Source organism: Kribbella steppae, from assembly GCF_004342025.1.
Classification (GTDB): Bacteria; Actinomycetota; Actinomycetes; order Propionibacteriales; family Kribbellaceae; genus Kribbella; species Kribbella steppae.
Window position 1 is genome coordinate 354,615 of record NZ_SLWN01000009.1, and the last position, 24,595, is coordinate 379,209.

Genomic DNA, 24,595 nt, shown 5'->3' on the forward strand with positions numbered 1-24,595 from the left:
TCCTGGGGACTACCTCCTCCGGCGCCAGGGTCCGGTGATCGCGTAGGTGATACCCGGTGTGTAGACGTTGAAGAACATCGTCCGGCCGTCGGCGGAGAAGCCGGCCCCGGCCAGCTCGCCGAACTCCGGGTCCTCCGGGGTGCCGTTGTTCACCCGGTTGCGGGCGAACTTGAACACCTCGCCGTCCTCGGTGGTACCGAGGATGTGCTGCTCGCCGAGGCCGTCCTCACACATCATCAGACCGCCGTACGGCGACATCGTGATGTTGTCCGGGGCGTCGAACTCCGGGTCGTCCGAGCCCGGGCTCGGCCGGGTGAAGATCACCTCGAGGCGCAGCGTCTTCTTCCGCGGGTCGAACCGCCAGACCTGGCCATCGTGGTTGACCTTCGGGCCGAGCTCGGTCCGGGCGAACGACGAGACGAAGTACACGCAGCGGTCCCGCGTACCCCACCAGCAGCCCTCGAGCTTGTAGCCGCCGGTGATCGGCTTGCCGTAGTCCTGCGCGCGGACCGACACCGTCGTCGCCAGCGGGTCCGGCACCTTGATCCACTGCACCCCGCCGAACTCGGCGCCCGCTTCCTGGACGACGGACAGGTCAGGCAGGCCTGGGATGTACATGGCCTGCAGTTCGCCACCGGCCCTCAGCGAACCCCATCCACCGCGCGGACGGTTCGGGAGGAACCGGTAGAACCCGCCGAGCGGCGCGATGAACGCGTCCTCGGTCTCGTAGACGATCCCGGTCGCCGGATCGATCGCCACCGCCTCGTGCTGGAACCGGCCCATCGCGGTCAGCGGGGTCGGGTTGTCGTTGCGGCGGTCGTCGTACGGGTCGACCTCGAAGATGAAGCCGTGGTCCTTGGTGTATCCGGCGGGGTCGCCGGCCTTGAGCTCGGTCTCCTCGCAGGTCAGCCAGGTGCGCCACGGCGTGATGCCGCCGGAGCAGTTGATCGCCGTACCGCCGAGACTGACGAACTCCTTGGTGGCGTTGTTGTGCCGGTCCACCACCAGCGTGCTGGTGCCGCCGGCGGCGCCCGGGTCGTAGGTGCGCTCCGGTGGCGCGACCACCTTGATCGTGGCGGTCGGGCTGCACTCGTGGTTGCGGACCAGGCGCGCGCCGCCGTCGCGGTCCGAGAAGGTGCCCATGCCGTCGAACCGGCTCGGCGTCTTCAGGCCGTCGGGACGGACGGTGCCCTCGCGGGACAGGATCTTGTAGCTGAACCCACGCGGCAGGTCGAGCATGCCGTTCGGGTCCTCGATCAGTGGGCCGTACCCGATCTTCGGGCCGGACGTGCCGAGCGCGGGCTGGGCGGTGTACAGCGCCTCGACCGAGCCGGCGACGCTGACCGCGACACCGGCCGCGGCCGCTCGGGCGACGAACTGCCGCCGGGACAGGGGATTCTGTTCAACGGACACGGTGTGTGGCCTCCTCATGGGCGGAAAGGTCTGCCGGTCAACGATGAACGTACGGTGAACAACCGACGACGACAAGGCGAACGGCGCGCCGAGGCACCCGCGAATCCGAACGACCCGCGGGTACCTGGCTGGGCGAGTTCCGCTGAGCCCGACGTGCCCTCACGACGCCTGGCTCGGCGGGACGGCAGTCAGGCGGGGATCAGCTGCGGCGCACCGGCCGGGACGACGTACCGGCGGCCGGTGCTGATCGGCTGGTTGAGCCGGGTGACGTACTGCAGGACCTTGAAATCGGCGGTCAGCTCGTGCTTCGTGATCGACATGGACACGTAGCCGCGGCGGTTCTGGATGTACTTGATGTGCGGGTTCTCCGCCAGAACGGTCGGGCCGCCGTTGACGGTGTCCGAGCCGTCGCCGTTGGTCGATACCGAGGTCGTCACCAGCTCGACCCCGACCGTCGCCGAGTCCGGGTCGCGGAAGTCGGCCTTGAGCTCGTTGGCGAAGTGCAGGTGTACGTCGCCGGTGAGCACGACCGCGTTGTCGACGCCGGCGTCCTGCCAGCCCTGGACCAGCGTGTTGCGGTCGGCCTGGTACCCGTCCCAGCCGTCCGACCCGACGATGGTCTGCGGGCCGGCGGTGTTGTCGCGCTTGGCGAAGAAGACGCCCTGCGCCATCAGGTGCCAGGCGTCGGCCCGCCCCTGGAACCCGTTCAGCAGCCAGGACTCCTGGCGGTCCCCCAGGATGGTCCGGCTCGGGTCGGCCTGGACGGGGCCGTCGGCGAACCACCAGGTGCGGCCGCCATCGTTGTGGGCCTGCAGGTCGCGGTACTGCCGGGTGTCGAGCACGTGGAACGTGGCCGTGCGACCCCAGTCGAAGCGGCGAAACAGCTGGAGCTCGCCGTCGGGGCGCAGCGCCGACGGACGCAGCGGCATGTTCTCCCAGTATGCCTGGATCGCGGCGGCCCGGCGGAGCCGCCAGGCATCGGTCGGCACCCCGTCACGGGGGTAGAGCCCGGCCCAGTTGTCCTGGATCTCGTGGTCGTCCCACGTGACCAGCCACGGTGCGGTGTGGTGCAGCTGCTGGGTCTGCGGCTCGGCCTTGTACAGCGCGTGACGGCGGCGGTAGTCGCCGAGGGTCAGGCAGGTGGATCCGGGGTGCACCCGGAAGCGGCCGGCGACGCCCGCACCCTCGTAGATGTAGTCGCCGAGCGCCAGGACCACGTCCGGCCGCTCCTCGGCCGCGTGCCGGTAGGCCTCGAAGTAGCCGCCCTCGTAGTGGCTGCAGGACACCGTGATCGCCCGGCAGGGCTCGTCGCTGTTCGGCGGCGGCAGGGTCCTCGTCCGCGCCGTGGGCGAGACGTGGCCGAAGGCGCGGAAGCGGTACCAGTACTCCCGTGCGGGCTCGAGTCCGTCGACCTCGAGGTGGACGCTGTGCCCCCATCGCGGCTCCGCCGCGGTGGTTCCCCGCTGGACGACCCGGCTGAACCGCGGGTCCGCCGCCAGCTCCCACTGCACCTCGAAGGCGCGCTGCGGCATCCCGCCGCTGCCGTCCTCGGCGATCGGGTCGATCGCGAGGCGGGTCCACAGGACTATCCCGGTGCTCGTCGGCTCCCCCGAGGCGACACCGAGCGTGAAGGGGTACGGATCGGAGGCGGAGGTGCGTGGAGCGGCGGTCGCCGAGGAGGCGATGAGAGTGCCCACGCCGGCCCCGCCGGCGACGGTCAAGGATGCTCCGATGAACGTCCGACGGGACAGCTGGCGCCGCGTCGCCGCGTTAGCTCGTCGATCGGCCGGAATGAACGTCACCGGGCCCTGTAGTTCGTCAGTCACAGGCGTCCTCTCTCTCGCAGCGGTACCGGGGGTGCGGCGGGCGGCGACTGGGCGCGTAGCCACCGTGATCGGCGCGTTCACGCTCCCAGAGCGCGACGCAAGAGTCAATAACTATCGACAAAGCCCTAGCAAACGAGGTATTAATTTTCATCCATGGGTAGATCGCCGTTCACCGAGCCTCTGAACACCGGTCTCGGTGCTGCCGGCCGGGTCGGCTCAGCGAACCGACCGCGGCACCCGGGCGAGCACCTCTTTCACCCGGGCCAGTGCGGTTCTGGACTCGTCGTAGCGGCACATCAGGACCGCGGCCGACAGGCAGTCTGCCTGCCACATCTCCACATGACGCGTGCTCAGGACGCCGGTGCGGAGGGTCTCCTCCCGCACCACGGTGCGCAGCACGACGTCGGCCCGGCGACCGATCGAGGACCCGGGATCACTCGTCACCGCGACCGTCAGCGCTTCGCGGGCGACGGCCTCGGCCAGCACGTGATCGGCATCCTCGGCGACGCCGCTCTGCGAGATCACGAGGAAGACGTCCCCCGCGGCGGCGTTCGCCATGTCGATGACGGCCTCGCGCGGGTCGCGGAACGCAATCGCCGGGACCCCGAGACTCCGGAGCTTCCCCTGCAGGTACCGCGCCACGGCGCCGCCGCCGCCCATGCCGAAGATGCGCACCTGGCGCGAGGCGAGGATGGCCCGGGCGACCCGCTCCAGATCCTCGGCGTCGAGGAACCGGCCCGACTCGACGATCATCTGGGCATACGCGGCCGTCATCTTCTCGATGACCGTGGCGATGCTGTCGTCGGCCCCGATGTCGCCGCTGAGCCCGTCGCGTCCGGCCCGGCTCCGTTCCTCAGCCGCGGTGGCCAACTCCAGTCGCAGCTGGGAGTAGCTGTTCAGGCCGAGGGCACGGCAGAAGCGCGTCACGGTGGCCGTTGACGTGCCGATGCGGTCGGCCAGCTCCGTGATCGTCATCTGGGCGGCGGTGATGGGCTGCTCGACAGCGAACCGGCCGAGGCGCTGCTGTGCCTCCGGCATTCCCTCCAGGACGGACTGGACGTGGGTCAGGAACGCGGCGCCACGGGGCGCCGCCTGATGGCGCTCAGCGGTCATGGGTGTCCTCATCGCTCACGCGTCGAACGTAGACCATCCCGACGGTTCCGGCCGCGAACACCCGGAACCGGCACGCCGGACGGAGCTCACTCGAGCTCGCGGCTCCCCGCACGGCTGAACCCGGAGACCACCGATGCAGACGACCCGAGAAGACACCAGCCGCGACGCCGGCGTCCACGCGGCCGCGACGGCGCCATCGACGCGCCTCATCGTGGTGCGCCACGGTCACACCGCGATGACCGACGCCCAGATGTGCAGTGGTGGCGGTGTTCCCGGCCCGCCCCTGAACGGGTCCGGCCGCCAGGACGCGATGCGGGCGGCGGCGGCACTGGCGTCCTCCGGGGCGGTGGCCGTCGTCGCGTCGCCGCTGGTCCGCACCCTGCAGACCGCCGAGGTGATCGCGACCGAGCTGGGTGTCGAGGTCCACGAGGACGATGACTGGCGCGAGTGCGACTTCGGGCGGTGGGAGGGACTCACCTTCGTCCAGATGCGGGAGCGGTACCCCGAGGCCGCCTCGCGGTGGCTCCGTGTCCTGAGTGCGGCGCCGCCCGGCGGGGAGTCGCTCGCGCAGCTCGCCGGCCGGGTGACCCGGGCCCGTGACCGGGTGGCCGCCGGCCATCCGGGGCAGACCGTGGTCGTCGTGACCCACTCGGTGGTGATCCGCTCGCTCATCCATCTGACCTTGGAAGCGGCGCCGAACGCCATCGGGCGGGTGCGACCGGCACCGGGATCACTCACCGAGATCCGCACCGGCGTGGACGGCGAGTGGACCCTCCATTCGTTCGGAGCCCGACCGTGACCCCAAAGGAGCGACCAGTGCTGCGCATCGTGGCGTACAACATCCAGGACGGCGGCCACGGCCGTCTCGAGGCCATCGCCGCCATCCTCCGGGACCTGCAGCCCGACGCCGCCGCGATCGTCGAGGCCAACAGCCGGTCGAACGCCGAATGGCTCGCGCGGGAGCTCGGGTACGACATCGTCTTCGGCCACGCGAACACCCCGTTCCACCTCGCCTGGATCACCCGCCGGCCGATCCTGAGCCATCACAACCACCGGCACCCGGTACTCTCGAAGACCCTCCTCGAGCTCGACATCGACTGGGACGGGCAGCCGCTCCAGCTCTTCGCCACCCATCTGACCCCGCTGCTCCGGCCGGACCGGGAGATCCGCCGTCTGATCGAGGTCGAGGCGCTCCTCGACGTTGTCCGGGCACGTCCCGACCGCCCCCGCATCCTGGTCGGCGACTTCAACACGACGAATCCGTCCGCACCGGTCACGCGGATCCTCGACGACGGCTTCGTCGACTGCTACGACACGGTGAACCCGGGACAGGACGGACTCACCCATCCGACCGACGCCCCGACCTGGCGCCTCGACTTCATCTTCGCCAGCAGGTCGCTCGCCCCCAGGCTCCGGTCGTGTCAGGTCCATGCGGGCGAGGAGCTCGTGCCGGTGTCCGACCACTTCCCGGTGTCGGCGACCTTCGCCTGACGGCGTCCGGGCCGGACCGCGGCGACGCCGCCGAGCCGCTCGGAAGTGGAGACGACAAGTGGCCAGACGAAGTCGTCCCACACACCGGTGAAGGAGAAGATCGACACGACGGCCAGCAGGTCCTCTGACGTCCACTCTCGGCGCATGAGCGTGCACCGCGGGGCGTGTTCGGGTCACCACGAACCCGCTATTTGTCGGTTCGGGGCAGCTTCGGGGTTCAACTAACTACTGGTAGCAGGGCTTGCTGAAGTCGTGGGCCTTGGCCGTCTTGCCGGTGAAGAAGTCACGTTCGACCTTCACACCGGTCGGGGCCGACGGGTCCACCTTGGAGATGATGCTGGCCCGGAAGACGCGCTCGTTCGGCTCGCCGTCGAATCGGCCCGCCTCGGCCGGCAGCATCCCTTCGTAGTCCACGGTCTGCAGCGACTTCACCGCGGACAGCAGCCCGGCCCGGGTGAGGTCCTTGGACTCGACCGCCTTCTGCAGCGCGGCCTTCAGCGGGTACGACCAGACCCAGCCGGCCGTGTAGCCGTCGTTCGGCGCGGCCTTGAAGGTCGCCTGGTCGATCGACTCGGCCAGCGCCTTGTGTCCGGGCGTGTCCGTGCCGTACGGCGCCCATGGCCCGGACTGACGGTAGAGCGCGGTCAGCGCGGGCGCGGCCGGGCTCTTCAGCAGGGCCGGGTTCCAGGTCGGGCTGGTGCCGATGAACTGTCCCTTGAAGCCGTTCTGCGCCGCGCCGCCGACGATCGTCGCCGCCTCGGTCGGGCCGGTGGTCAGGATGACCAGATCCGGCTTGGCCGCGACCAGCTTCTGGATCGCCGCACCCTGGTTCTCCTGGCCCGGTGCGGTCGGGATGTCGGTGAACGTCAGCCCGTTGGCCTCGGCCGCGATCTTCGTCCCGGCCGCGGCGTCGTCACCGTAGTCGCCCGGGAAGTGCACCGCGGCGACGGTCTTCGGCTTGAGCGTCTCGACCGCGAAGTCGACCGAGTTCATCGACTCGAAGCAGTAGTTCGTGCCCGACTCCAGGATCACGTCCTCGAACGCCCAGGCCGACGTCCAGGACGCCGGTACGCCGACCATGTTGCTGGACTTGAGATCGGCCAGGATCGCCGCCGTGGTCGGTGAGCCGAGGGTCTGGGCCAGACCGAGTACGTCGGGCTTGATCTCGGCGTACACCTCGTTGTGGATCTGCGGGTTGTACTTGTTGTCCTTGATGTACTTGGTCGCGTCGACCTCGAAGGCCCCGATCCCGCCTGCCTCGTTGACCCGCTTCCAGAACGCCTTCTGACTCTCGGTGATCGGTACGCCGAGGGCCTTGAACGGACCCTCGGTCAGGTCCGAGATCGAGCCGAGGTAGATACAGCCCTTGGCCTTGTCGACCGCGGCCGGGCACGGCTCGGCGGTGACGCCGACGTCGAACTTGACGCCGGAGCCGGCCTCCTGTGTCTCCGGGGCGTCGTTGCGGCACCCCGCGACCAAGGCCATCGCCGCCACCAGCGCGATGACGATTCCCTTGTGCACGCTCATCGATACTCCTTCTCCGGCCAGTCGGCGCCGGCCCCGTGCCCCGGGGATCCGGGGCGCGCAGGGTCAGTGCGAGAACGGCCACGACTTCCAATAGGTGCGGATCCGGATCCAGATCCCGAACAGCCCCCGCGGTTCGAAGATCAGGAAGCCGATGATCAACAGGCCGTAGAGGATCGCCTCGACCTGGAAGACCGTGATGCCCTCGGCCGCCGAACTGCTGCTGATGAACGGCAGCACGGCCGGAAGCTCGCGGGTGACCCTCGGCAGCAGGGTGATGAACAGCGCGCCGAGCACCGATCCGGAGATGGTGGCGACACCGCCGATCAGCACCATCGCGATGTACTGCACCGACATCGCGAGGTTGAACGACCCCGGCTCGACGAAGCCGATCATCACGTACAGCAGCGCGCCCGCGACGCCGGCGTAGAACGACGACACCGCGAACGCGATCATCTTGTACCGGGTCACGTCGACCCCGATCACCTCGGCGGCCAGGTCCCGGTCCCGCACGGCGGCCAGCGCCCGGCCGATCCTGGACCGGACCAGGTTCCGGGCCAGGACGCCGAAGATCACCAGCAGCACGAGCATCAGCAGATATTGCTTCTGCGCCTTCGTGAACACCTCCCCGTCGACCGCGAACTGGATGCCCAAGAACTCCGGTACGGCGGCCGGCCGCCCGACCCCGACTCCCCCGGTGAGCTCCCGCCAGTGCTTGGCCACGTGCTCCCCGAGGAACACCAGGCCGAGCGTCACCACGGCCAGGTACAACCCCCGCAGCCGAGCCGCCAGCGGCGCGACGATCAGCCCGGCCAGCCCGGCGACCAGCCCGGCCGCGAGCAACCAGATCGGCAGCGAGGTGATCCCGAACCCGATCAGGCGGGTGCTGTCCGGATCGCCCGACAACGCCGCCGCGGTGTACGCGCCGATGGCCAGGAAGAACGCATGACCGAGCGACACCTGACCGCTGTACCCGGTGACGATGTTCAGCCCGATCGCGCCGATCGACGCAACACAGGCCGTCGCCAGGACGACGAGCAGATCGTCGGTCAGCATGAACGGCAACAACACCGCAAGAATCGCGAGCACAAATGTCCAGCCCCGCTTCGCCGGCGTGTTCAGCAGGCCCATGTCCTGCTTGTACGACAGGTAGAGCAGTGGTCGGCTCATATCCGCTCAACCTCTCTGGTGCCGAACAGGCCGTACGGTCTGACCAACAGGACGAGCAGCATCAACAGGTACGGGACGACCAGGAAGAAGTCGCCGCCGAGGGCGGGGTGCACGTCGCCGCCGTAGCCGCCGACCAGCGCCTCCACCACCCCGATCGCGAGGCCGGCGATCACCGCTCCACCGAGGGAATCGAGGCCGCCGAGGATGATCACCGGCAGGGCTTTGAGCGCAGTCAGCCACAGATTCTGCTCGAGCCCGATGCCGGTCGACAGGAACACCCCCGCCAGCCCGGCGAGCGCGGCCGCGAGCGCCCACGACAGCGAGAACACCCGCCCGACCGAGACACCCTGTGCGAGTGCGACCTCCTGGTCCGACGAGGCCGCCCGCATCGCCAGACCGGTCCGCGACCAGCGGTAGAACGCGAACAGCACGGCCACCACGATCAGCGTCGTCACCAGGGTGGCGAGGTGCCGCTGGTCGATCGTGACACCCAGTATGTCGACCTGCTTCAGACCCCACGGATCACCCATCTGCCGGATGTCCAGGCCGATGAAGGAGTTCACCACCGTACGGATCACGATGTCGACGCCGAGTGTGATGATCGCGATCACGAACACCGGCTTGCCGATCACCGGCCGCAACGCCACCCGTTCCACCCCCATGCCGAGTAACGCGGTCAGCAGCAAGGCGACCACGACGGCGACGAAGAAGTTCATCGACAGCACCAGGTAGCTGACCAGCAGCGCGCCGGCCATCATGAACGCCGGCTGGGCGAAGCTGATCACCCGCATCGACTTGTAGACGATCACGAATCCCAACGCCAGCAGCGCGTAGATCGCCCCGTTGCCGAGACCGCGGACGACCGTGGCGACGAACTCGTTCACCTGACACCCCCGGTGTACATGGACTCGACGAGGCCGGCGAACGCGGTGGCGACGGCGGTGCGTTTCACTTTCTGGGTCGCGGTCAGTTCGCCGTCCTCGTGATCGAGCAGCTTCGGCAGCAGCCGGAACGACCGCACCTGCTCGACCGTGGCGAACCGTTGGTTGATCTCGTCCACGACGCCTTGGACGAGCGCGATCACCTCGGGCTTCGCGGACAGGTCGCCGTACGTGGAATAGGGCAGTCGATGGACCTGCGCCCAGTGGCCGACGGTGTCCGGCTCGATGCCGATCAGCGCGGTGAGGAACTTGCGCCGGTCACCGATCACCACCGCTTCCTTGATGTACGGCGACGCCTTGAGCGCGTTCTCGAGTTCCGACGGGGCGACGTTCTTACCGCCCGCGGTGATGATGATGTCCTTCATCCGGTCGGTGATGCGCAAGTGCGTGCCGTCGACCCACTCCCCCACGTCCCCGGTGTGCAGCCAGCCGTCCGGGTCGAGCACCTTCGCGGTCGCGTCCGGGTCCTGCCAGTAGCCGGCGAACGTCCCGGGATGGCGGGTGAGGATCTCGCCGGTGCTCTCGTCGATCCGCACCTCGACGCCCTCGTGCGCTTCGCCGACCGTGCCGACCTTGACCCGGCCCGGGCGGTTGGCGGTCGCGACGGCGGTGTTCTCGGTCATGCCGTACACCTCGTGCATCGGCAGGCCGAGACCCATGAAGAACCGCAGCACTTCGGGCGCGATCGGTGCGGCCCCGGAGGCGGCGTACCGGACCTTGCGCAGGCCGACGCGATCCTTCAACGCTCGGTAGCAGAACAGCCAGCCGATCGTGTAGACCGCCCTGGACGCAGCGGTGTGACGTCCACCGTTGGCCGCGAGCACGGCGCCGATCCAGTCCGCTCGGCGCAGCCAGTAGCCACCGATCCGGCGCTTGACCGGATCCGCGGACGCGACCCGGATCTGCACGCCGGCCGCGATCTTCTCCCAGATCCGCGGCACGCCGAACAGGATGCTCGGCTGGACCTCGTGCAGGTTGGTCGCGACGGTCTCGATCGACTCGGCGAAGTGCACGCAGACGCCTGCCCCGGCGCCGAACCAGCCGCTGAAGATCCGCTCGGCCACGTGGCACAACGGCAGGTAGGACAGCACGCTGTCGCGCGGCGACGGCGGCGGCGCGGTGAAGCCGCCGCGCACGACGAGTTCCTCGATGGCGAAGTCGACGTTCGTGGCGGTCAGCATCACGCCCTTCGGCGGGCCGGTGGTACCCGAGGTGTAGATCAGCGTGACCACGTCGTCCGGCCGCGCGTCGTCCATTCGCCTGCTCACCGCGTGCGGATTCGCCTCGCGGTGCTCGTCGCCGATCGCCAGGAAATCGGGCCAGGCGATCAGCCGCGGGTCGTCGTACCGGTACCGGATACCGCGTGGCTCGACGTACACGATGTGCTTCAGATCGGGCAGGTCGTCGACCGCCAGTGCCTTGTCGACCTGCTCCTGGTCCTCTGCGATCAGCACCTTCGCACCCGAGTGGCGGAGCAGGTACCCGACCTCGGCGACCGGGTTGGTCGGGTAGAGACCGACGGTGGCGGCGCGGACGGCGACCGTACCAACGTCGGTGTAGAGCCATTCGCGCCGGTTCTCCGAGTGGATGGCGACGCGGTCGCCCGGCTCGATGCCGAGGGCAAGCAACGCGTGACCGACCAGCGCGGCGGTGTCCCAGTACTCGCCCCAGCTGACCTGCTGCCAGATGCCCAGATCCTTCTCCCGCAAGGCGATCACGTCCGGTGTCGTCGCCGCACGGTCCCGGACACGGGTCGCGATCGTGGCGGTCATGACCGGTCCACCTTGTGTTCCTCGCCCAGGTAGGCGCGGATGACATCGGGGTCGGTGGCCACTTCCTTCGGCGTACCGGTGCGGATCGGCTTGCCGAAGTCGATCACCATGATCCGGTCGGCCAGATCCATCACCAGACCCATATCGTGCTCGACCATCACCATCGGCAGACCGAGCTCGTCGCGGATGTCGAGGATGAACCGGGCCATGTCCTCGGTCTCTTCCAGGTTCATCCCGGCGACCGGTTCGTCCAGCAACAACAGCTTCGGCTCGGAGGCGAGTGCGCGACCGAGTTCCACCCGCTTCTGTACGCCGTACGGCAACAGTCCGACCGGGAGTCGCCGCCACTGGGCGAGCTCGAGGAAGTCGACGATCTCCTCGACGGCCCGGCGGTTGGCCCGTTCGTTGCGTTGGGCCTTGCCGAGCCACGCGAAGGCTGCGAGGACGCCGTACGGGTGATGGTGGTGCCGGCCGAGCATCAGGTTGTCCAGCACGGTCAGGTTGGAGAACAGCTCGATGTTCTGGAAGGTGCGGGCGATGCCGAGGCGCGCGATCGCGTGCGGCCGGCGGCCGAGCAGGTCCTCGCCGCCGAACCGGACGGTGCCGCGTTGCGGCCGGTACACGCCGGAGAGCACGTTGAAGATCGACGTCTTGCCGGCCCCGTTCGGCCCGATCACCGCGAACAACTCGCCCGGGTTCACGGTGAAGCTCACGTCGTTGAGCGCGGTCACCCCTTCGAAGCCGAGCACGACGTCCTCGAACGTGAGCACCGGGCTGGGCGCCTGGGTGCTCTCGCTCCGCCGCGCCTCCGTCGCGGTCATGGGACCTCCCGGCCTGGACCTAGGAGCGGATGGAGCCCGGTCATGGGGCCCCCGGCCTGGACTGAGGAGCGGAGGGAGCGCAGCGACTGGAGTGACGAGGGAAGGCCGGGAGCAAGGCCCCATGACCACGCCGGTGCCGGAGGCCCGGCCAAAAGCACCGTCATGACAACCACCGCTTCCGGCGCCGGTAGTGCTTCACGTCGCGGAAGGACCTGGCGGCCGATCCCTCCGCGCCGAGGCCGAGGTAGAACTCCCGTACGTCGCCGTCCGCGAGCAGATCGGCCGCGGGCTTGTCCATCACCACCGCGCCGTTCTCCAGCACGTAACCGTGCTCGGCGATCGCCAGCGCCATCGCCGCGTTCTGCTCGACCAGCAGGACCGTCGTCCCCTGCTGGTTGATCTGCACGATCACGTCCCGGATCTGCCGGACGATCATCGGCGCCAGGCCGAGACTCGGCTCGTCCAGCAGCAGGTACTTCGGATCGGACATCAGCGCCCGGCCGATGGCCAGCATCTGCTGCTCGCCGCCGGACAGGTAGCCGGCCAGTTTGCGGCGGCGGTCGGCCAGCACCGGGAACAGCTGGTAGGTCCGGTCCAGGTTGGTCCTGATCGAGCGCGGGCTGACGTGACCGCCGATCCGGAGGTTCTCCTCGACGGTGAGGTCGGCCAGGATGCGCCGGCCCTCCATCACCTGTTTGATGCCCAGGGCAGCGATCCGGCTGGCGTCGTACGTATGGATCGGCTCGCCGTCGAGCGTGATCGACCCGCGCCGGACCTCGCCGTCATGGACGTCGAGCAGGCCGGAGAGGGCGCGCAGCAAGGTGGACTTGCCGGCACCGTTGGCCCCCAGCAGGGCCACGATCCGCCCCTGCGGTACCTCGAGACCGACGCCACGCAGGACCAGCATCACGTCGTCGTAGACGACCTCGAGGTTCTTCGCCGCCAGCACCCAGCCTCCTCAAGTGCTTGGAGGTTCCCAACCACCATCCTGGCGAGTGAGTGTGACACCACCGCTGTCGTCTTTGAAGACCTCGCAGCCCGGAAATCGGACACTGCCACCCAACCGTGATCCCTGGTCAGGGGTGAAACCAGTTATGCCACTGGTATCAGGCTCACCCCGGCCGCGCCGCGGTGGGGATCGTCCGGGCCGGGGGAGGTTCCGGCACCGACGGGCAGTCAGTCTGGTGGGATGAGCGCCGAACTCGGTCTGGGACTGACCAGCCTCTTCGTGGTCGCGCTGGTGGCGGCCCTGACACCTGTGCTCGTCGGGCTGTTCGGCCGGTTGCGGATCCCCCAGGTCGTGGTGCTCATTCTCGGCGGCGTGGTCGTCGGCCCGGAGGTGCTCGACCTGGCCGATCCGGAAAGCATCGAACTGCTCGCGAACGTCGGTCTGGGGTTCCTGTTCCTGCTGGCCGGCTACGAGCTCGAGCTGGCGGTCTTCCGGCAGCGGGCAGGCAAGCTCGCCATCGTCGGTTGGCTGGTCACCCTGGTGCTGGCCGTCGGGGTCGTCGCGGCGCTCGCGGCGCTGGGGGCCGTCAAGGCGTACGTGCCGGTCGCGCTCGGTCTGACGACGACAGCGCTGGGAACGCTGTTGCCGATCCTGCGGGACAACAACATGCTGCGCGGGTCGTTCAGCTCCTACGTGCTTGCCGCCGGGGCGGTCGGGGAGTTCCTGCCCGTCGTGGCCATCGCGATCTTCCTCGGGTCGAACGGCCGGTTCATCGGGCTGATCTCCTTGGTCGCGGTTGGCGTCCTCGGGCTCCTGCTGAGTCTGGTGCCCAGGCTGAGTCATGGCGGCCGGATCGCGCGGATCCTGTCGGAGGGCGAGCACGCGACTTCGCAGACCACACTGCGGTGGACGGTCGCGATGTTGCTGCTCCTGCTCGTCGTCGCCAACGATTTCGGGCTCGACGTCGTCCTGGGCGCCTTCGTCGCGGGCGTCGTCCTGCGTCGGTGGGCGCCCGGGAACGTCGAGACGCTGGACCACAAACTCGATGCCGTCGGCTACGGCTTCTTCATCCCCATCTTCTTCGTGTCGTCGGGGATGGGTCTGGACCTGCAATCCATCGTCGAAGCGCCTGGGCGGCTGTTCCTGTTCTTCATCCTGCTGCTCCTCGTCCGCGGCGTCCCGACGCTGCTGGTGTACCGGACCGCGCTCCCCCGGACGAGACGGTTCGAGCTCGTCTTCATCGTGTCGACGGCGTTGCCGCTGCTCGTCGCCCTCAGCGAGATCGGACTCGAGACCGGTCACATGCTGCCCGAGAACGCCGCCGCGTTGGTGGGCGCGGGCGTGTTGTCGGTGCTGGTGTACCCCGCGATCGCCGTCGCCATCGACCGCAGGCTCGCCCGCACCCAAGACCCCCTCGCCGAGCCCCAGCCCTGACCAGCAGGCCCGGTCAGACCTGACGATGACAGAGCACGTTCAGGAGCACGTTCAGCCGGATGAGGTTGCCTCACCGTCCGTGCTCAGCGGGCTGGGGTGCAGCCGCCGCGGGGATGGGTGTCCTCGGGCGACCGCGAAGGACAGCAAGACCATCGCGGCCGCGGGCTGCGGCGGTCCAGCCGTAGATGGTCGAAAGACTGGTGCCGCCGTCGACGAGCCGGCCGACCCCGAAGGCAGCGATCCCATAACCGACCTGGTAGAAGGCGATCACACCGCCGGCGACCGCGGTCGACATGGTCGTCAGGGAATTCTGTCCGAGGCTGATCGTCAGCGGTAGCAGGGCGGAACAGCCCAGCCCCGCCAGGCCGAAGACCGCGATGCCCAGCCCCGGTGCATCGTCGGGCAGGGCCGCGATGAGGATGAAAACGATGACGAGAACCACCGGCAACAGGTGGAAGACGACCCGCGCGGGAATCTTGCGTACGATCTGCGCGAACAGCAGCCGGCCGACGGTGACCATGGCCCAGAAGGTGGTCAGTGCCAGCGCGGCCTGGGTCGTGGACGAGCCCCGCGAGGTCAGGTCCTGCTGTGACCAGTTGCCGTTCATCGTCTCGCAGATCCCGTACAGCACTGCGAACCCGGCGAACAACCAGAACCGTCGCGGGATCCCGCCAGTCTGCGCGCGCTGGGCAGTGGCACCCGCCGTCGCGACGTCGAGCGGCAGCCGGATGCTTGCCAGTAGCAACAGGACGAGCAGCAGTGTCGACAGGACGGGGAGACCCCACCAGAAGCCGAGGCCGTCGAAGATGGCGACGAAGACCGGTGCCAGGGCCGTGCCGAGCCCCAGCAGGGCGTTGAGAATCAGCACAGCGCCGTCAGCACCGGCGGGATGGAAGACCGCGGCAAAGGTGTTCAGGACCGGCACGGTCAACCCGAACCCGATCCCCAGGAACCCGGTTGCCACCAGGAGCAGTGGGTACGCCGCCGGGTCGCTGTCGATGCCGCTGGTGACAACCAGCACCACCATCGAGGTGATGTTCGCCGCCAGTCCGGCGAGCAGCACGCGCTTCGCGGTGAACCGGCGCGCCAGGGTGGCCCCCATCAGCGACGTCACGATCGCGGTCAGCACCTGAGGCAGGAACATCGTGCCGTACTGCGTGTTGGACAGGTCGTACCTGGTCGGGTCGGTGAAGATCGAACTGGCGGCCGGGAAAGTCACCAGGGTGATGCCCTGAACCAGACCCGCCAGGTTGACGATCCGGTTCTCCGCCCTCGATGCCACGACAGCTACCCCTTCTCTGCCCTCGTCATGGTCGAGGGGCTCCCACGAGCTCACCTCTGTGGCCGGCACGCCGGCTAATCTGCCGCCGCGTCCTCCTCCCGGCGGGCGGCCGCGACGTTCATCGCGGTGTGCCGTCCCTCGGCCTTCGCCTGATCCAGCGCGGCGTTGAGGGTGATGGCCGCGTCGATCAGCGCCAGGTGCGTGAACGCCTGCGGGAAGTTGCCGAGCTGTTCACCGGTCGAGCCGATCTCCTCGGAGTACAGCCCCACGTGGTTGGCGTAGGTGAGCATCTTCTCGAAGATGAGCCGGGCCTCCTCGAGGCGACCGGCCCGGGCCAGTGCGTCGACGTAGTTGAAGGTGCAGAGCGAGAACGTGCCCTCGTCGCCGGCCAGGCCGTCCGGCGAAGCGGCCGGGTTGTAGCGGTAGACCAGACTGTCGACCACGAGCTCGGATTCCATCGCGTCCAGCGTGGACAGCCACATCGGGTCGTTGGGTGTGATCATACCGACCGTTGCCATCCGCAACATTGACGAGTCGAGGACGGTGTCGTCGTAGTGCTGCACGAACGCTCCGACCTTCTCGTTCCAGCCGCGTTGCATCACCTGGTTGTAGATCGTGTCCCGGCTGTTGGTCCAGCGGTCCACCGCCCCCGGCCGGCCATGCTCCGCGGCCATCCGGATCGCCCGGTCGAAGGCGACCCAGCTCATCACCCGGCCATAGGTGAAGTCCTTCTGCCCACCGCGCGTCTCCCAGATCCCCTCACCCGGCAGGTCCCAGTTGTCGGTCAGCCAGTCGACGATGCCACGCAGCGCGATCCAGCCGCTGTGGCCGAGCTCGATACCGTGCTGATCCGCGAAGTAGATGCTGTCCAGCGCCTCGCCGAAGATGTCCATCTGCCGCTGGTCCGAGGCACCGTTGCCGATCCGCACCGGCCGGGAACCTCGGTAGCCCTCGAGATGCTCGAGCGACTCCTCGACCAGGTCGGACGAACCGTCCACGCGGTACATGATGTTGAGCGGACCGCCTTTGCCCGTGGTCTTCTCCTGGACGCGGTCCCGCAACCACGCACAGAACTCGGCCGCCTCCTCGGTGAAGCCCATGCCGAGCAGTGCGTACACGGAGAACGAGGCGTCCCGCACCCAGGTGTAGCGGTAGTCCCAGTTGCGCTCGCCGCCGACCTGTTCGGGCAACCCGGCAGTGGGTGCGGCCACCAGCGCGCCGGTCGGCGCGTACGTCATCAGTTTCAGTGTGATCGCCGAGCGCTGCAGCATCTCCCGCCACCGGCCGGTGTACGTCGACTTGGACAGCCACTCCCGCCAGAAGGTCGTGGCGTCTTCGAACATCCCGGTGAACTCCGCGATCCCGATCTCCCGGGGTGGCCCGTCGGCCGCCGACTCCAGCACCAGCCCCCGGACCTGCCCGGCTGACATCGCATAGTCGATGTGGATGTCGCCACCGTCCACCCGTACCTGCGCCAACCGCTCGTCACCCGGCTCACGGACCGCGTGCAACGTCAGGGTCAGGTCGTCGGTCACGAAGACCGCGCCCAGCTCGACCAGCTGCGTCTCGTGTTCCTGGCGGCCGTAGTCGAACCGGGGCGCGATGTCCACCTCGAAGTCGATCCGCCCCCGCACGCACCGCATCATCCGCAGGATCCGGTGGTTCGCGGTGGGCTGCTTGCCGGCCGGCGGCATGAAGTCGACGACCTCGCCGACGCCGTCCTCGGTCATGAACCGGGTGATCAGGATCGCGGTGTCCGGGAAGTACAGCTGCCGGCTCGTGACGCCGGCGCCGGTCGCCCGGGCCCGGAAGTAGCCGCCGCGCTCCTGGTCGAGCAATGCGGCGAAGACGCTCGGCGAGTCGAACCGTGGACAGCAGAACCAGTCGATGGACCCGTCCGTGGTCACCAGTGCGGCAGTCTGCAGGTCGCCGATCAACCCGTGGTCGGCGATGGGGGGGTAGTCGGCCATGATGGGTCGTCTCCTGTTCGGTTGCGGTAGAGATCGGCGCCGCCGGGCGCGACCTGCTGCATCGTGAAGGCTCGTTCGCGCCGGGTCTCCCGGCTGAAGGCGATCGCCCAGCCGAGCACCGCCCCGAAGCGGTTACGGAACCCGGTCAGGAAGGCGATGTGGATGCCGAGCCAGGAAAGCCAGCCGAGCCGGCCGCTCAGGTGCACCCGACCGACCGAAACGACAGCCTGACCGCGCGCGATGTAGGCCGCGGAGCCCAGGTCGCGGTACTTGAACGGCTTCGGCGGACCGGTCTGCCCGTCCATCTCGTTCCTGATCCGCTTCGCCGCGTAGTACCCGGTCTGCATCGCCACCTCGCCGACGCCGGGAAGGTCGTCGAGGCTCATCACGTCACCGACCACCGAGATCTCCGGGTGGCCGGGCAGGGTGAGATCAGGCTGGACCTTGATCCGCCCGGCCCTGTCCTGCTCCCCGCCTGCCGCCTTCGCGAGCTCATCGGCGACCGGCTGCGCCGCCACCCCGGCGGCCCACAGCACGGTTCCCACCTCGTACGGCGTACTCGCGCCGTCGGGTCCCCGGACCACCAACCCGTGCTGGTCGACGTTGGTGACGATCGACCCCAGGTGGAGCTCGACGCCGAGGTCGGTCAGTGCGGCGGCTGCCTTGGCGGACAGCTTCGGGCCGAACGGCGCGAGCGGCGCGTCGCCGCCGTCGAAGAGCAGCACCTTGGCCTCGGTGGGATCGATGTCGTGGAACTGCTTGCTCAGCGTCGTCGTGGCCAGCTCACGGATCTGCCCGGCCAGCTCGACACCCGTCGGGCCGGCGCCGACCAGCGCGAACGAGAGCCACCGCCGGCGCTCGGCGGGATCGGTGGCCGTCTGGGCCATCTCGAACGCACCGAAGACCCGGCGCCGGATCAGCAACGCATCGGCCAGGGTCTTCATCCCGGGTGCGAACTCGGCGAACTCGTCATGCCCGAAGTACGACTGCCGCACGCCGGCGGCCAGGATCAGGTCGTCGTACGGGAACTCGATCTCGCCGCCGGTCGGCCGAGTCGCGTGCACGATGCGGGCCTGGACGTCGAAACCGGTCACCTCGGCGAGCACGCAGTCGACGTTGGTGTACCTGCGCAGTATCGCCCGCAGCGGCATCGCGACCTGGCCCTCGGACAGCATCCCGGTGGCGCACTGGTACAGCAGCGGTTGGAACAGGTGATGGGCGGCGCGGTCCACCAGAGTGACCTGCACCCGTCGGCGCCGGAACGCACGCGCTGCGAACAGACCGGCGAAGCCCCCGCCCACGATCACCACCCGGCGAGGCTCCGATCGATCCTCCGCGCCGCTCCTGGTCCGCTGTCTCATCGACTGGCCTCCTGGATCATCCGGCCGGGTCGTGCCAGATCACGCCGTGCGGCAGCAGGGCGTCGGCCTCCTTGGGCCCCCAACTGCCCTTGGCGTACGGGATCACGGGAAGGGCGTCACCGAGGACCGGCTCGACCACTCGCCAGGCGGCCTCGACCGTGTCCTGCGCGGCGAAGAGCGCCTGCCGGCCCAGGAGCGCCGCCCCGATCAGCCGGTCGTACGGTCGCTGGTCGGATCCCGGCGCCTCGGCGAAGGTGAGGTCCTCGGCCTGCGCGGACCAGCCGGCGCCGGGCTTCTTGCCGGTCAGGGTGAGCCCGACCTGGCTCTCCGGCCAGATCCGGAACCGCAGCATGTTCGCGCCGGCGGAACTCCCGAGCTCGAAGAAGTCCTGCGGTGGGCGCCGGAACCGGACCACCACCTCGGTCGCGGTGACCGGCATGCACTTCCCGGCGCGGATCGCGATCGGTACTCCGGCCCAGCGCCAGGTGTCGAGGGCGAGCCGGACCGCGACGTAGCTCTCGGTCCGCGACTGAGGGTCGACGCCGGCGACGTCCAGATAGCCGTCGTACTGCCCGAGCACCGTGTCGTCGGCGGTGAGCGGGCGCAGTGACTTGATCACCCCGGTCTTCTGAGACCGCCAAGCGGCATCGTCGAGGTGGCCCGGCGGATCGGCCACGACGCTCGCGAGCACCTGCAGCATGTGGTTCTGGAGGACGTCGCGGATCGCCCCGGTGCGGTCGTAGAAGCTGCCCCGGTCGGACACGTCGAAGCTCTCCGCCATGGTGATCTGGATGCTCTCCACGTGATCGCGGTTGAGCAGCGGTTCGATCACCGAGTTGGCGAAGCGGGCGAACAGCACGTTCTCCAGCGGGTCCAGCCCGAGCCAGTGGTCCACCCGGTAGATGGCGTCCTCGGGGAAGACCTTGTTCATGGTCGCGTTGAGCTTCTGGGCGCTGGCCAGGTCGGTGCCGAACGGCTTCTCGACCATCACCCGGGCACCGTCGGCCTTGCCCGCGGTCGCGATGCCCTCGGCGATCCGGCCGAACAACGGCGGCGGCACCTCGAGGTAGAACAGCGCCCGTCCGCCGGTGCCGATCTCGTCGGCCATCGCGGCGTACGTCGCGTTGTCGTCGAGGTCGCCGTCGATGTAGCGCAGGAGGCCGAGCATGCCGGCCGCGGCGGGGCTGTCCGGGTCGATCCCGTTGGCCTGCAACGATGCCGCGGCGTACGCGCGGAACTGGTCGATTCCCCAGCCGCTCTTGGCCACCCCGACGATCGGTACGTCGAGCACGCCCCGGTCGACCAGCCCGACCAGAGCAGGGAAGGTCTCCAGCTTCGCGAGGTCACCGGTCGCTCCGAAGATGACCAGCGCGTCCATGTCGGCGGTTGGCATAGAGGTTCTCCTATTCAGTTCGGGTCTGCTGGGCTCAGCGGAGTCGGTCGAGGATGTGGTCGCCGACCCGGAGCGCGTTCGCGATCGCGGTCAGCGAGGGGTTCACGGCACCGATGCTCGGGAAGAAGCTGGTGTCGACGACGTAGAGGTTGTCGAGATCGTGGGCTTTGCAGTTCACGTCGAGCGCCGAGCTCGCCGGGTCGTCGCCGAACCGCACGGTGCCGGCCTGGTGAGCGGTCGCGCCGATGGGCATCCCCTTGTGCAGGTAGATGCTGTGGTCGAGCAACTTGTGCTCGTGCATCCCGAGGTCGCCGAGCATGTCCTGCAACTTGTGCCGGAGCCGGTTGACCCCCTCGACGTTGTTCTTCTCGTCGAGGGCCAGCTGGATCGATCCGTCCGCGCGCACGGTGACCCGGTTGTCCGGCTGCGGCAGGTCCTCACCGCACAGCCAGAAGTCGACCGCGTGGTGGGCGATCATCTCGAACGGCATGCCCGGTGAGACCTTGCCGGCCCAGCGTGGCGCGCCGCTGCGGACCTGCTCGGTATCGGACTTGCCCAGCATCTGGATCCCGCCGAGCGGGTAGTCCCAGTCGTCGGCGCCGAGGTACCAGTCGTTCATCGCCAGGGTCTTCTGGAACAGGGTCGGGTTCGGCTCCTTCGACACCGCCATCAGCGCGAGGTTGTTGTGCCGCAGGTAGTGGCGGCCGACGACGTCAGAGCTGTTCGCGAGACCCTGCGGATGGCGGTCGTTCGCCGACTTCAGCAGCAGTACGGCGGAGTTGACCGCACCGCAGGCGACGACCACGAGGTCCGCGCTGAACTGAACGGTTGACCCGTCGATCTCGGTCACGACCTGCGAGACGGTCCGTCCGGTCGGGTCGGTCTCCAGCCGCAGCACGTGCGCGTTCGTCAGCATCGAGACGTTCTCGTGCTGCAGCGCCGGGTCGACACAGATCACCTGTGCATCCGACTTCGCCTGCAGCAGGCACGGGAACCCGTCCACTCGGTCGCACCGGATGCAGACGCTCTCCCTGGTCGCGCGGCCGTGCTCGTCCTGGACGAGGTCGACGCCGATCGGCAGGTGGAACGGATGCAGCCCCTGCTTGTCCAGGTCGTTGCTCAACTGCTGGATCCGGGGCTCGTGCTCGACCGGCGCGAAACGGTACTCCGCACTGGCCGACCCCTCGGTGGGATCCTCGCCGTGGCGGCCGTGAACCCGGTACAGGTGCTCGGCCTCGGTGTAGTACGGCTCGAGATCGTCGTACCCCAGCGGCCACGCGGGCGAGATGCCACCGTGGTGCCGGATTTCGCCGAAGTCCTGTGGCCGCAGCCGGAACAGCGCGGCGCCGTAGAACTTGGTGTTCCCGCCGACGTAGTAGTTGACCTCCGGCGGGAACTCGTGGCCGTGCGCGTCGTACCAGAACTCCGGCGCGCGGTACCGGCCCTCGACGAACACCGACGAGGAGTCCCAGTTCTGGCGTTCTCGCGGTAGGTAGTCCCCCCGTTCGAGCAGGAGGACCCGCTTACCGGACGGCGCCAGCCGATGGGCCAGCGTGCCGCCTCCCGCGCCGGTACCGATGATAATCACGTCGTAGTGCTGGTCTCCTGCCATCTATCCAGCCTTCGCCGAGAGCGGCGCCTGAGCCTCATCCTCTTTGGATGATTGAGCTAGGTACTCAGCCGGTGACGGAACACGAAGTACGACCAGGTCTGGTACAGCAGCACCAAGGGGAAGCACACCAGCGCGACCACGCTCATCACCGTGAGCGCGTAGTCGGCCGATGCCGCGTTGGCCACGGTGAGGCTGTTCGCAGGATCCGTACTGGACACCAGGACCTGTGGGTAGAGGGCGGCGAACAGTCCAGCCACAGCACACGCCATCGCCGTCGCCGACAGGACGAACGCCGTACCGTCGCGCGCCCGGTGCACTGCCCAGATGGAGACGACCAGCGCCGCCGGGCCGACGGCCAGCGGCAGGACCGGCGCCCAGCCGTGGTCGGAGATGACCAGGAGCCAGACCGTGTAGACCGTGACCACCACAAAGCCCACCCAGCCGAACCCGCGAGCGGCGCGGTGTGCTCGCTCACGCAGCTCACCAGTGGTCCTGATGCCGAGGAACGTCGCCCCGTTCACGAGACAGAGCACCACCAGCGTCACCCCGGTCCACAGGCCGAACGGCGTGAAGAGATCCCAGAACGAGCCCGTGAACTCGCCGTCCGCGTCAATGGGCAGACCCGCGACCAGGTCACCCAGCGCGATCCCGAGCACGAGCGGGGCCAGCAGGCTGCCGGTCGTCAGTGTTCCGCTCCACAGCCGGCGCCAGCCGGGCCGGTCGACCTTGCCGCGGAACTCGAAGGACACGCCGCGGGCGATCAGCGCCACCAACAACAGCACGACCGCGAGGTAACTCGCCGAGAACCAGGTGGCGTACCAGTCTGGGAAGGCGGCGAAGATCCCCGCACCGCCGACGATCAGCCAGACCTCGTTGCCGTCCCAGAACGGGCCGATGGTGTTGATCGCCACCCGGCGCTCGCGTCCGGTCCGGCCGAGAACCCGATGCAACATCCCGACACCGAAGTCGAAGCCCTCCAGGACGAAGAAGCCGGTCCACAGGATCGCGATGATCACGAACCACAGCTCGGGTAGTCCCACAGCCGCCTCCCGGAACGTTCGCTAGTAGGTGATCGCCGGCGTACGGGGATCGCGGCCGGGCTCTTCCTCGCCATGCTCGAGTTCGAGGCCGCGCCGCGCGTAGCGCAGCATCAGAAAGAGGTAGACGATCCCGAGCAGCAGGTAGACGGCGACCAGCACCCCGATGCTGATCGCGAGCTCGGTCGTGCTGACCGAGGTGGACACGCCGTCCGCGGTCTTCATGAGCCCCTGGACGATCCACGGCTGGCGCCCGTTCTCGGTCAGCATCCAGCCGGCCGTGTTCATCAGGAACGGCGCCAGCACCGCCCAGGTCGCCACCGCGAGGAACAGTCGCGACTCCTTGAGCTTCTTGCGGTACAGCAGCCAGGCGCCCCAGAGGGCGAGCAGCGTGATCAGGCTGCCGAGGTAGGCCATCACCCGCATCGACCAGTACTGCACGAACACGTTCGGCACGTAGTCGCCTTGGCCGTACTGCTGGACGTCGGCCGCCTGCAGTTGGTTGAGCCCCTCCACCTCGCCGTTCCACGTGCCGGTGGCGAGCAAGGACAGTAGATGAGGTACTTCGAGCACCTGGGTCGGGTCCTCGTCCCTCCTGCCGCCGCCGATCTGGAACAGCGAGAACGAGCAGGGCTGACAGGTCTCCCACTGCGCCTCGGCGGCCGAGATCTTCATCGGCTGGTACTCCGCCTCCACCACACCGAGGTGGCTGCCGACCCCCAAGGCCAGGAACGAGACCGGAACCAGGACGATGATCGCGAGCTTGGCCGAGCCGCGGAAGAGTCCGCCGTGCTCGTTGCGCCTGAGCTGCCACGCGGACACTGCCAGCATCAGCACGGCTCCGGTCAGCAGCGAGGCCAGGATCACGTGGATGTAGCCCCAGACGAACACGGGGTTCGTGAACAGGGCACCGATCGAGCTGAGCTGTGGCCGCCCGGTCTGGGCGTCGGTGGTGTAGCCCACTGGGTGCTGCATCCACGAGTTCGCGGCCATGATGAACGCCGCCGAGAGCGAGGCCCCAACGGCAACCAGCCAGATCGTGGCGAGGTGGATCCGCCGGGGCAGCACGTTCCAGCCGAAGACCCACAGTCCCAGGAACGTCGACTCCAGGAAGAACGCCGCCAGTCCCTCCATCGCCAGTGGTGCACCGAACACGTCGCCGACGAACCGCGAGTACGCCGACCAGTTCATGCCGAACTGGAACTCCTGCACCAACCCGGTGACGACCCCGACCGCGATGTTGATCAGCAGCAGGTGGCCGAAGAACCGGGTCAGCCGCTTGTGGTCCTCCTTGCCCGATCGATACCACTTGGTGTGCAGGACGGCTACCAGGAACGCCAGCCCGATCGTCACCGGGACGAAGACGAAGTGGTAGATGGTGGTAGTGGCGAACTGGATGCGCGCCAGATCGGTCGGGTCCATCGAAGACCTTTCCTCGGGCTGATCACCCTGGTCGGAAGAGTTCGTCCTTCCTGGCAGGCTCACG

The 24,595-nt window shown here is 68.6% G+C and carries 19 protein-coding genes; 3 read left to right on the forward strand and 16 right to left on the reverse strand.

Annotated features, from left to right (window positions below; all coding sequences use genetic code 11):
• Nucleotides 1-9: 9 nt before the first annotated feature.
• The 3 genes from EV652_RS27330 to EV652_RS27340 form a co-directional block, all read right to left on the reverse strand.
• Nucleotides 10-1,413 carry an alkaline phosphatase PhoX gene (locus tag EV652_RS27330; RefSeq protein WP_242002042.1) on the reverse strand — a complete coding sequence of 468 codons (1,404 nt, stop codon included), beginning with the start codon at nt 1,411-1,413 and terminating at the stop codon, nt 10-12.
• Nucleotides 1,414-1,601: 188 nt separating this feature from the next.
• Nucleotides 1,602-3,239 (reverse strand): alkaline phosphatase D family protein, encoded by a 1,638-nt coding sequence (locus EV652_RS27335; protein WP_158441253.1) that lies wholly within the window; start codon nt 3,237-3,239, stop codon nt 1,602-1,604.
• Between the two features lie 216 nt (nt 3,240-3,455).
• Nucleotides 3,456-4,352: a MurR/RpiR family transcriptional regulator gene (locus EV652_RS27340; protein WP_158441254.1), complete on the reverse strand. Its 897-nt coding sequence runs from the start codon at nt 4,350-4,352 to the stop codon at nt 3,456-3,458.
• A gap of 133 nt (nt 4,353-4,485) precedes the next feature.
• On the opposite strand from EV652_RS27340, the gene EV652_RS27345 reads away from it, so the two are divergent.
• Both EV652_RS27345 and EV652_RS27350 read left to right on the forward strand, forming a co-directional pair.
• Nucleotides 4,486-5,151, forward strand: coding sequence for a histidine phosphatase family protein (locus tag EV652_RS27345; RefSeq protein WP_132212088.1), 666 nt, complete (start codon nt 4,486-4,488; stop codon nt 5,149-5,151).
• A 17-nt stretch (nt 5,152-5,168) separates the two neighbouring features.
• Complete coding sequence (locus EV652_RS27350) at nt 5,169-5,843, forward strand: endonuclease/exonuclease/phosphatase family protein (RefSeq protein WP_158441255.1); 675 nt, start codon at nt 5,169-5,171, stop codon at nt 5,841-5,843.
• 225 nt (nt 5,844-6,068) lie between these two features.
• Here the strand turns inward: EV652_RS27350 and EV652_RS27360 are convergent, their stop codons facing one another.
• The 6 genes from EV652_RS27360 to EV652_RS27385 form a co-directional block, all read right to left on the reverse strand.
• Nucleotides 6,069-7,370 carry an ABC transporter substrate-binding protein gene (locus EV652_RS27360; RefSeq protein WP_132212091.1) on the reverse strand — a complete coding sequence of 434 codons (1,302 nt, stop codon included), beginning with the start codon at nt 7,368-7,370 and terminating at the stop codon, nt 6,069-6,071.
• Nucleotides 7,371-7,433: 63 nt separating this feature from the next.
• Nucleotides 7,434-8,537: a branched-chain amino acid ABC transporter permease gene (locus tag EV652_RS27365; protein ID WP_132212092.1), complete on the reverse strand. Its 1,104-nt coding sequence runs from the start codon at nt 8,535-8,537 to the stop codon at nt 7,434-7,436.
• Nucleotides 8,534-9,421 carry a branched-chain amino acid ABC transporter permease gene (locus EV652_RS27370; protein ID WP_132212093.1) on the reverse strand — a complete coding sequence of 296 codons (888 nt, stop codon included), beginning with the start codon at nt 9,419-9,421 and terminating at the stop codon, nt 8,534-8,536. Before EV652_RS27370 ends, EV652_RS27365 begins: the two co-directional genes overlap by 4 nt.
• Nucleotides 9,418-11,250, reverse strand: coding sequence for an AMP-dependent synthetase/ligase (locus EV652_RS27375; RefSeq protein ID WP_132212094.1), 1,833 nt, complete (start codon nt 11,248-11,250; stop codon nt 9,418-9,420). The genes EV652_RS27370 and EV652_RS27375 overlap by 4 nt, the downstream gene beginning before the upstream one ends.
• The gene (locus tag EV652_RS27380; protein WP_132212095.1) at nt 11,247-12,071 is read right to left on the reverse strand and encodes an ABC transporter ATP-binding protein; all 825 of its coding nucleotides are present in this window, start codon (nt 12,069-12,071) and stop codon (nt 11,247-11,249) included. Before EV652_RS27380 ends, EV652_RS27375 begins: the two co-directional genes overlap by 4 nt.
• Before the next feature lie 160 nt (nt 12,072-12,231).
• Complete coding sequence (locus tag EV652_RS27385) at nt 12,232-13,020, reverse strand: ABC transporter ATP-binding protein (protein WP_132212096.1); 789 nt, start codon at nt 13,018-13,020, stop codon at nt 12,232-12,234.
• Between the two features lie 240 nt (nt 13,021-13,260).
• On the opposite strand from EV652_RS27385, the gene EV652_RS27390 reads away from it, so the two are divergent.
• The gene (locus tag EV652_RS27390) at nt 13,261-14,454 is read left to right on the forward strand and encodes a cation:proton antiporter (protein WP_132212097.1); all 1,194 of its coding nucleotides are present in this window, start codon (nt 13,261-13,263) and stop codon (nt 14,452-14,454) included.
• A gap of 70 nt (nt 14,455-14,524) precedes the next feature.
• Here the strand turns inward: EV652_RS27390 and EV652_RS27395 are convergent, their stop codons facing one another.
• The 7 genes from EV652_RS27395 to EV652_RS27425 all read right to left on the reverse strand — a co-directional run bounded on the left by EV652_RS27395 (nt 14,525) and on the right by EV652_RS27425 (nt 24,531).
• Nucleotides 14,525-15,736, reverse strand: coding sequence for an MFS transporter (locus EV652_RS27395; RefSeq protein WP_158441256.1), 1,212 nt, complete (start codon nt 15,734-15,736; stop codon nt 14,525-14,527).
• Nucleotides 15,737-15,810: 74 nt separating this feature from the next.
• Nucleotides 15,811-17,706 carry a glycoside hydrolase family 15 protein gene (locus EV652_RS27400; RefSeq protein WP_132212099.1) on the reverse strand — a complete coding sequence of 632 codons (1,896 nt, stop codon included), beginning with the start codon at nt 17,704-17,706 and terminating at the stop codon, nt 15,811-15,813.
• Nucleotides 17,670-19,067, reverse strand: a complete 1,398-nt coding sequence (locus EV652_RS27405) for an NAD(P)/FAD-dependent oxidoreductase (RefSeq protein WP_132212100.1) — start codon at nt 19,065-19,067, stop codon at nt 17,670-17,672. The genes EV652_RS27400 and EV652_RS27405 overlap by 37 nt, the downstream gene beginning before the upstream one ends.
• A 16-nt stretch (nt 19,068-19,083) precedes the next feature.
• Nucleotides 19,084-20,460, reverse strand: a complete 1,377-nt coding sequence (zwf, locus tag EV652_RS27410; RefSeq protein ID WP_132212101.1) for a glucose-6-phosphate dehydrogenase — start codon at nt 20,458-20,460, stop codon at nt 19,084-19,086.
• Nucleotides 20,461-20,494: 34 nt separating this feature from the next.
• The gene (locus tag EV652_RS27415) at nt 20,495-22,072 is read right to left on the reverse strand and encodes a GMC oxidoreductase (RefSeq protein WP_132212102.1); all 1,578 of its coding nucleotides are present in this window, start codon (nt 22,070-22,072) and stop codon (nt 20,495-20,497) included.
• Between the two features lie 56 nt (nt 22,073-22,128).
• Entirely contained in the window at nt 22,129-23,112 is a 984-nt protein-coding gene (gene cydB, locus EV652_RS27420) for a cytochrome d ubiquinol oxidase subunit II (RefSeq protein WP_132212103.1), read from the reverse strand.
• Nucleotides 23,113-23,133: 21 nt separating this feature from the next.
• The gene (locus EV652_RS27425) at nt 23,134-24,531 is read right to left on the reverse strand and encodes a cytochrome ubiquinol oxidase subunit I (protein WP_132212104.1); all 1,398 of its coding nucleotides are present in this window, start codon (nt 24,529-24,531) and stop codon (nt 23,134-23,136) included.
• Nucleotides 24,532-24,595 lie beyond the last annotated feature (64 nt).

What these genes read in the sequence shown, in the direction of transcription:
- EV652_RS27380 (WP_132212095.1), bottom strand. Translation starts at nt 12,071, where the DNA reads ATGACCGCGACGGAGGCGCGGCGGAGCGAGAGCACCCAGGCGCCCAGC.
- EV652_RS27390 (WP_132212097.1), top strand. Translation starts at nt 13,261, where the DNA reads ATGAGCGCCGAACTCGGTCTGGGACTGACCAGCCTCTTCGTGGTCGCG.
- EV652_RS27400 (WP_132212099.1), bottom strand. Translation starts at nt 17,706, where the DNA reads ATGGCCGACTACCCCCCCATCGCCGACCACGGGTTGATCGGCGACCTG.
- EV652_RS27375 (WP_132212094.1), bottom strand. Translation starts at nt 11,250, where the DNA reads ATGACCGCCACGATCGCGACCCGTGTCCGGGACCGTGCGGCGACGACA.
- EV652_RS27360 (WP_132212091.1), bottom strand. Translation starts at nt 7,370, where the DNA reads ATGAGCGTGCACAAGGGAATCGTCATCGCGCTGGTGGCGGCGATGGCC.
- zwf (WP_132212101.1), bottom strand. Translation starts at nt 20,460, where the DNA reads ATGCCAACCGCCGACATGGACGCGCTGGTCATCTTCGGAGCGACCGGT.
- EV652_RS27405 (WP_132212100.1), bottom strand. Translation starts at nt 19,067, where the DNA reads ATGAGACAGCGGACCAGGAGCGGCGCGGAGGATCGATCGGAGCCTCGC.
- EV652_RS27415 (WP_132212102.1), bottom strand. Translation starts at nt 22,072, where the DNA reads ATGGCAGGAGACCAGCACTACGACGTGATTATCATCGGTACCGGCGCG.
- EV652_RS27425 (WP_132212104.1), bottom strand. Translation starts at nt 24,531, where the DNA reads ATGGACCCGACCGATCTGGCGCGCATCCAGTTCGCCACTACCACCATC.
- EV652_RS27345 (WP_132212088.1), top strand. Translation starts at nt 4,486, where the DNA reads ATGCAGACGACCCGAGAAGACACCAGCCGCGACGCCGGCGTCCACGCG.
- EV652_RS27340 (WP_158441254.1), bottom strand. Translation starts at nt 4,352, where the DNA reads ATGACCGCTGAGCGCCATCAGGCGGCGCCCCGTGGCGCCGCGTTCCTG.
- EV652_RS27365 (WP_132212092.1), bottom strand. Translation starts at nt 8,537, where the DNA reads ATGAGCCGACCACTGCTCTACCTGTCGTACAAGCAGGACATGGGCCTG.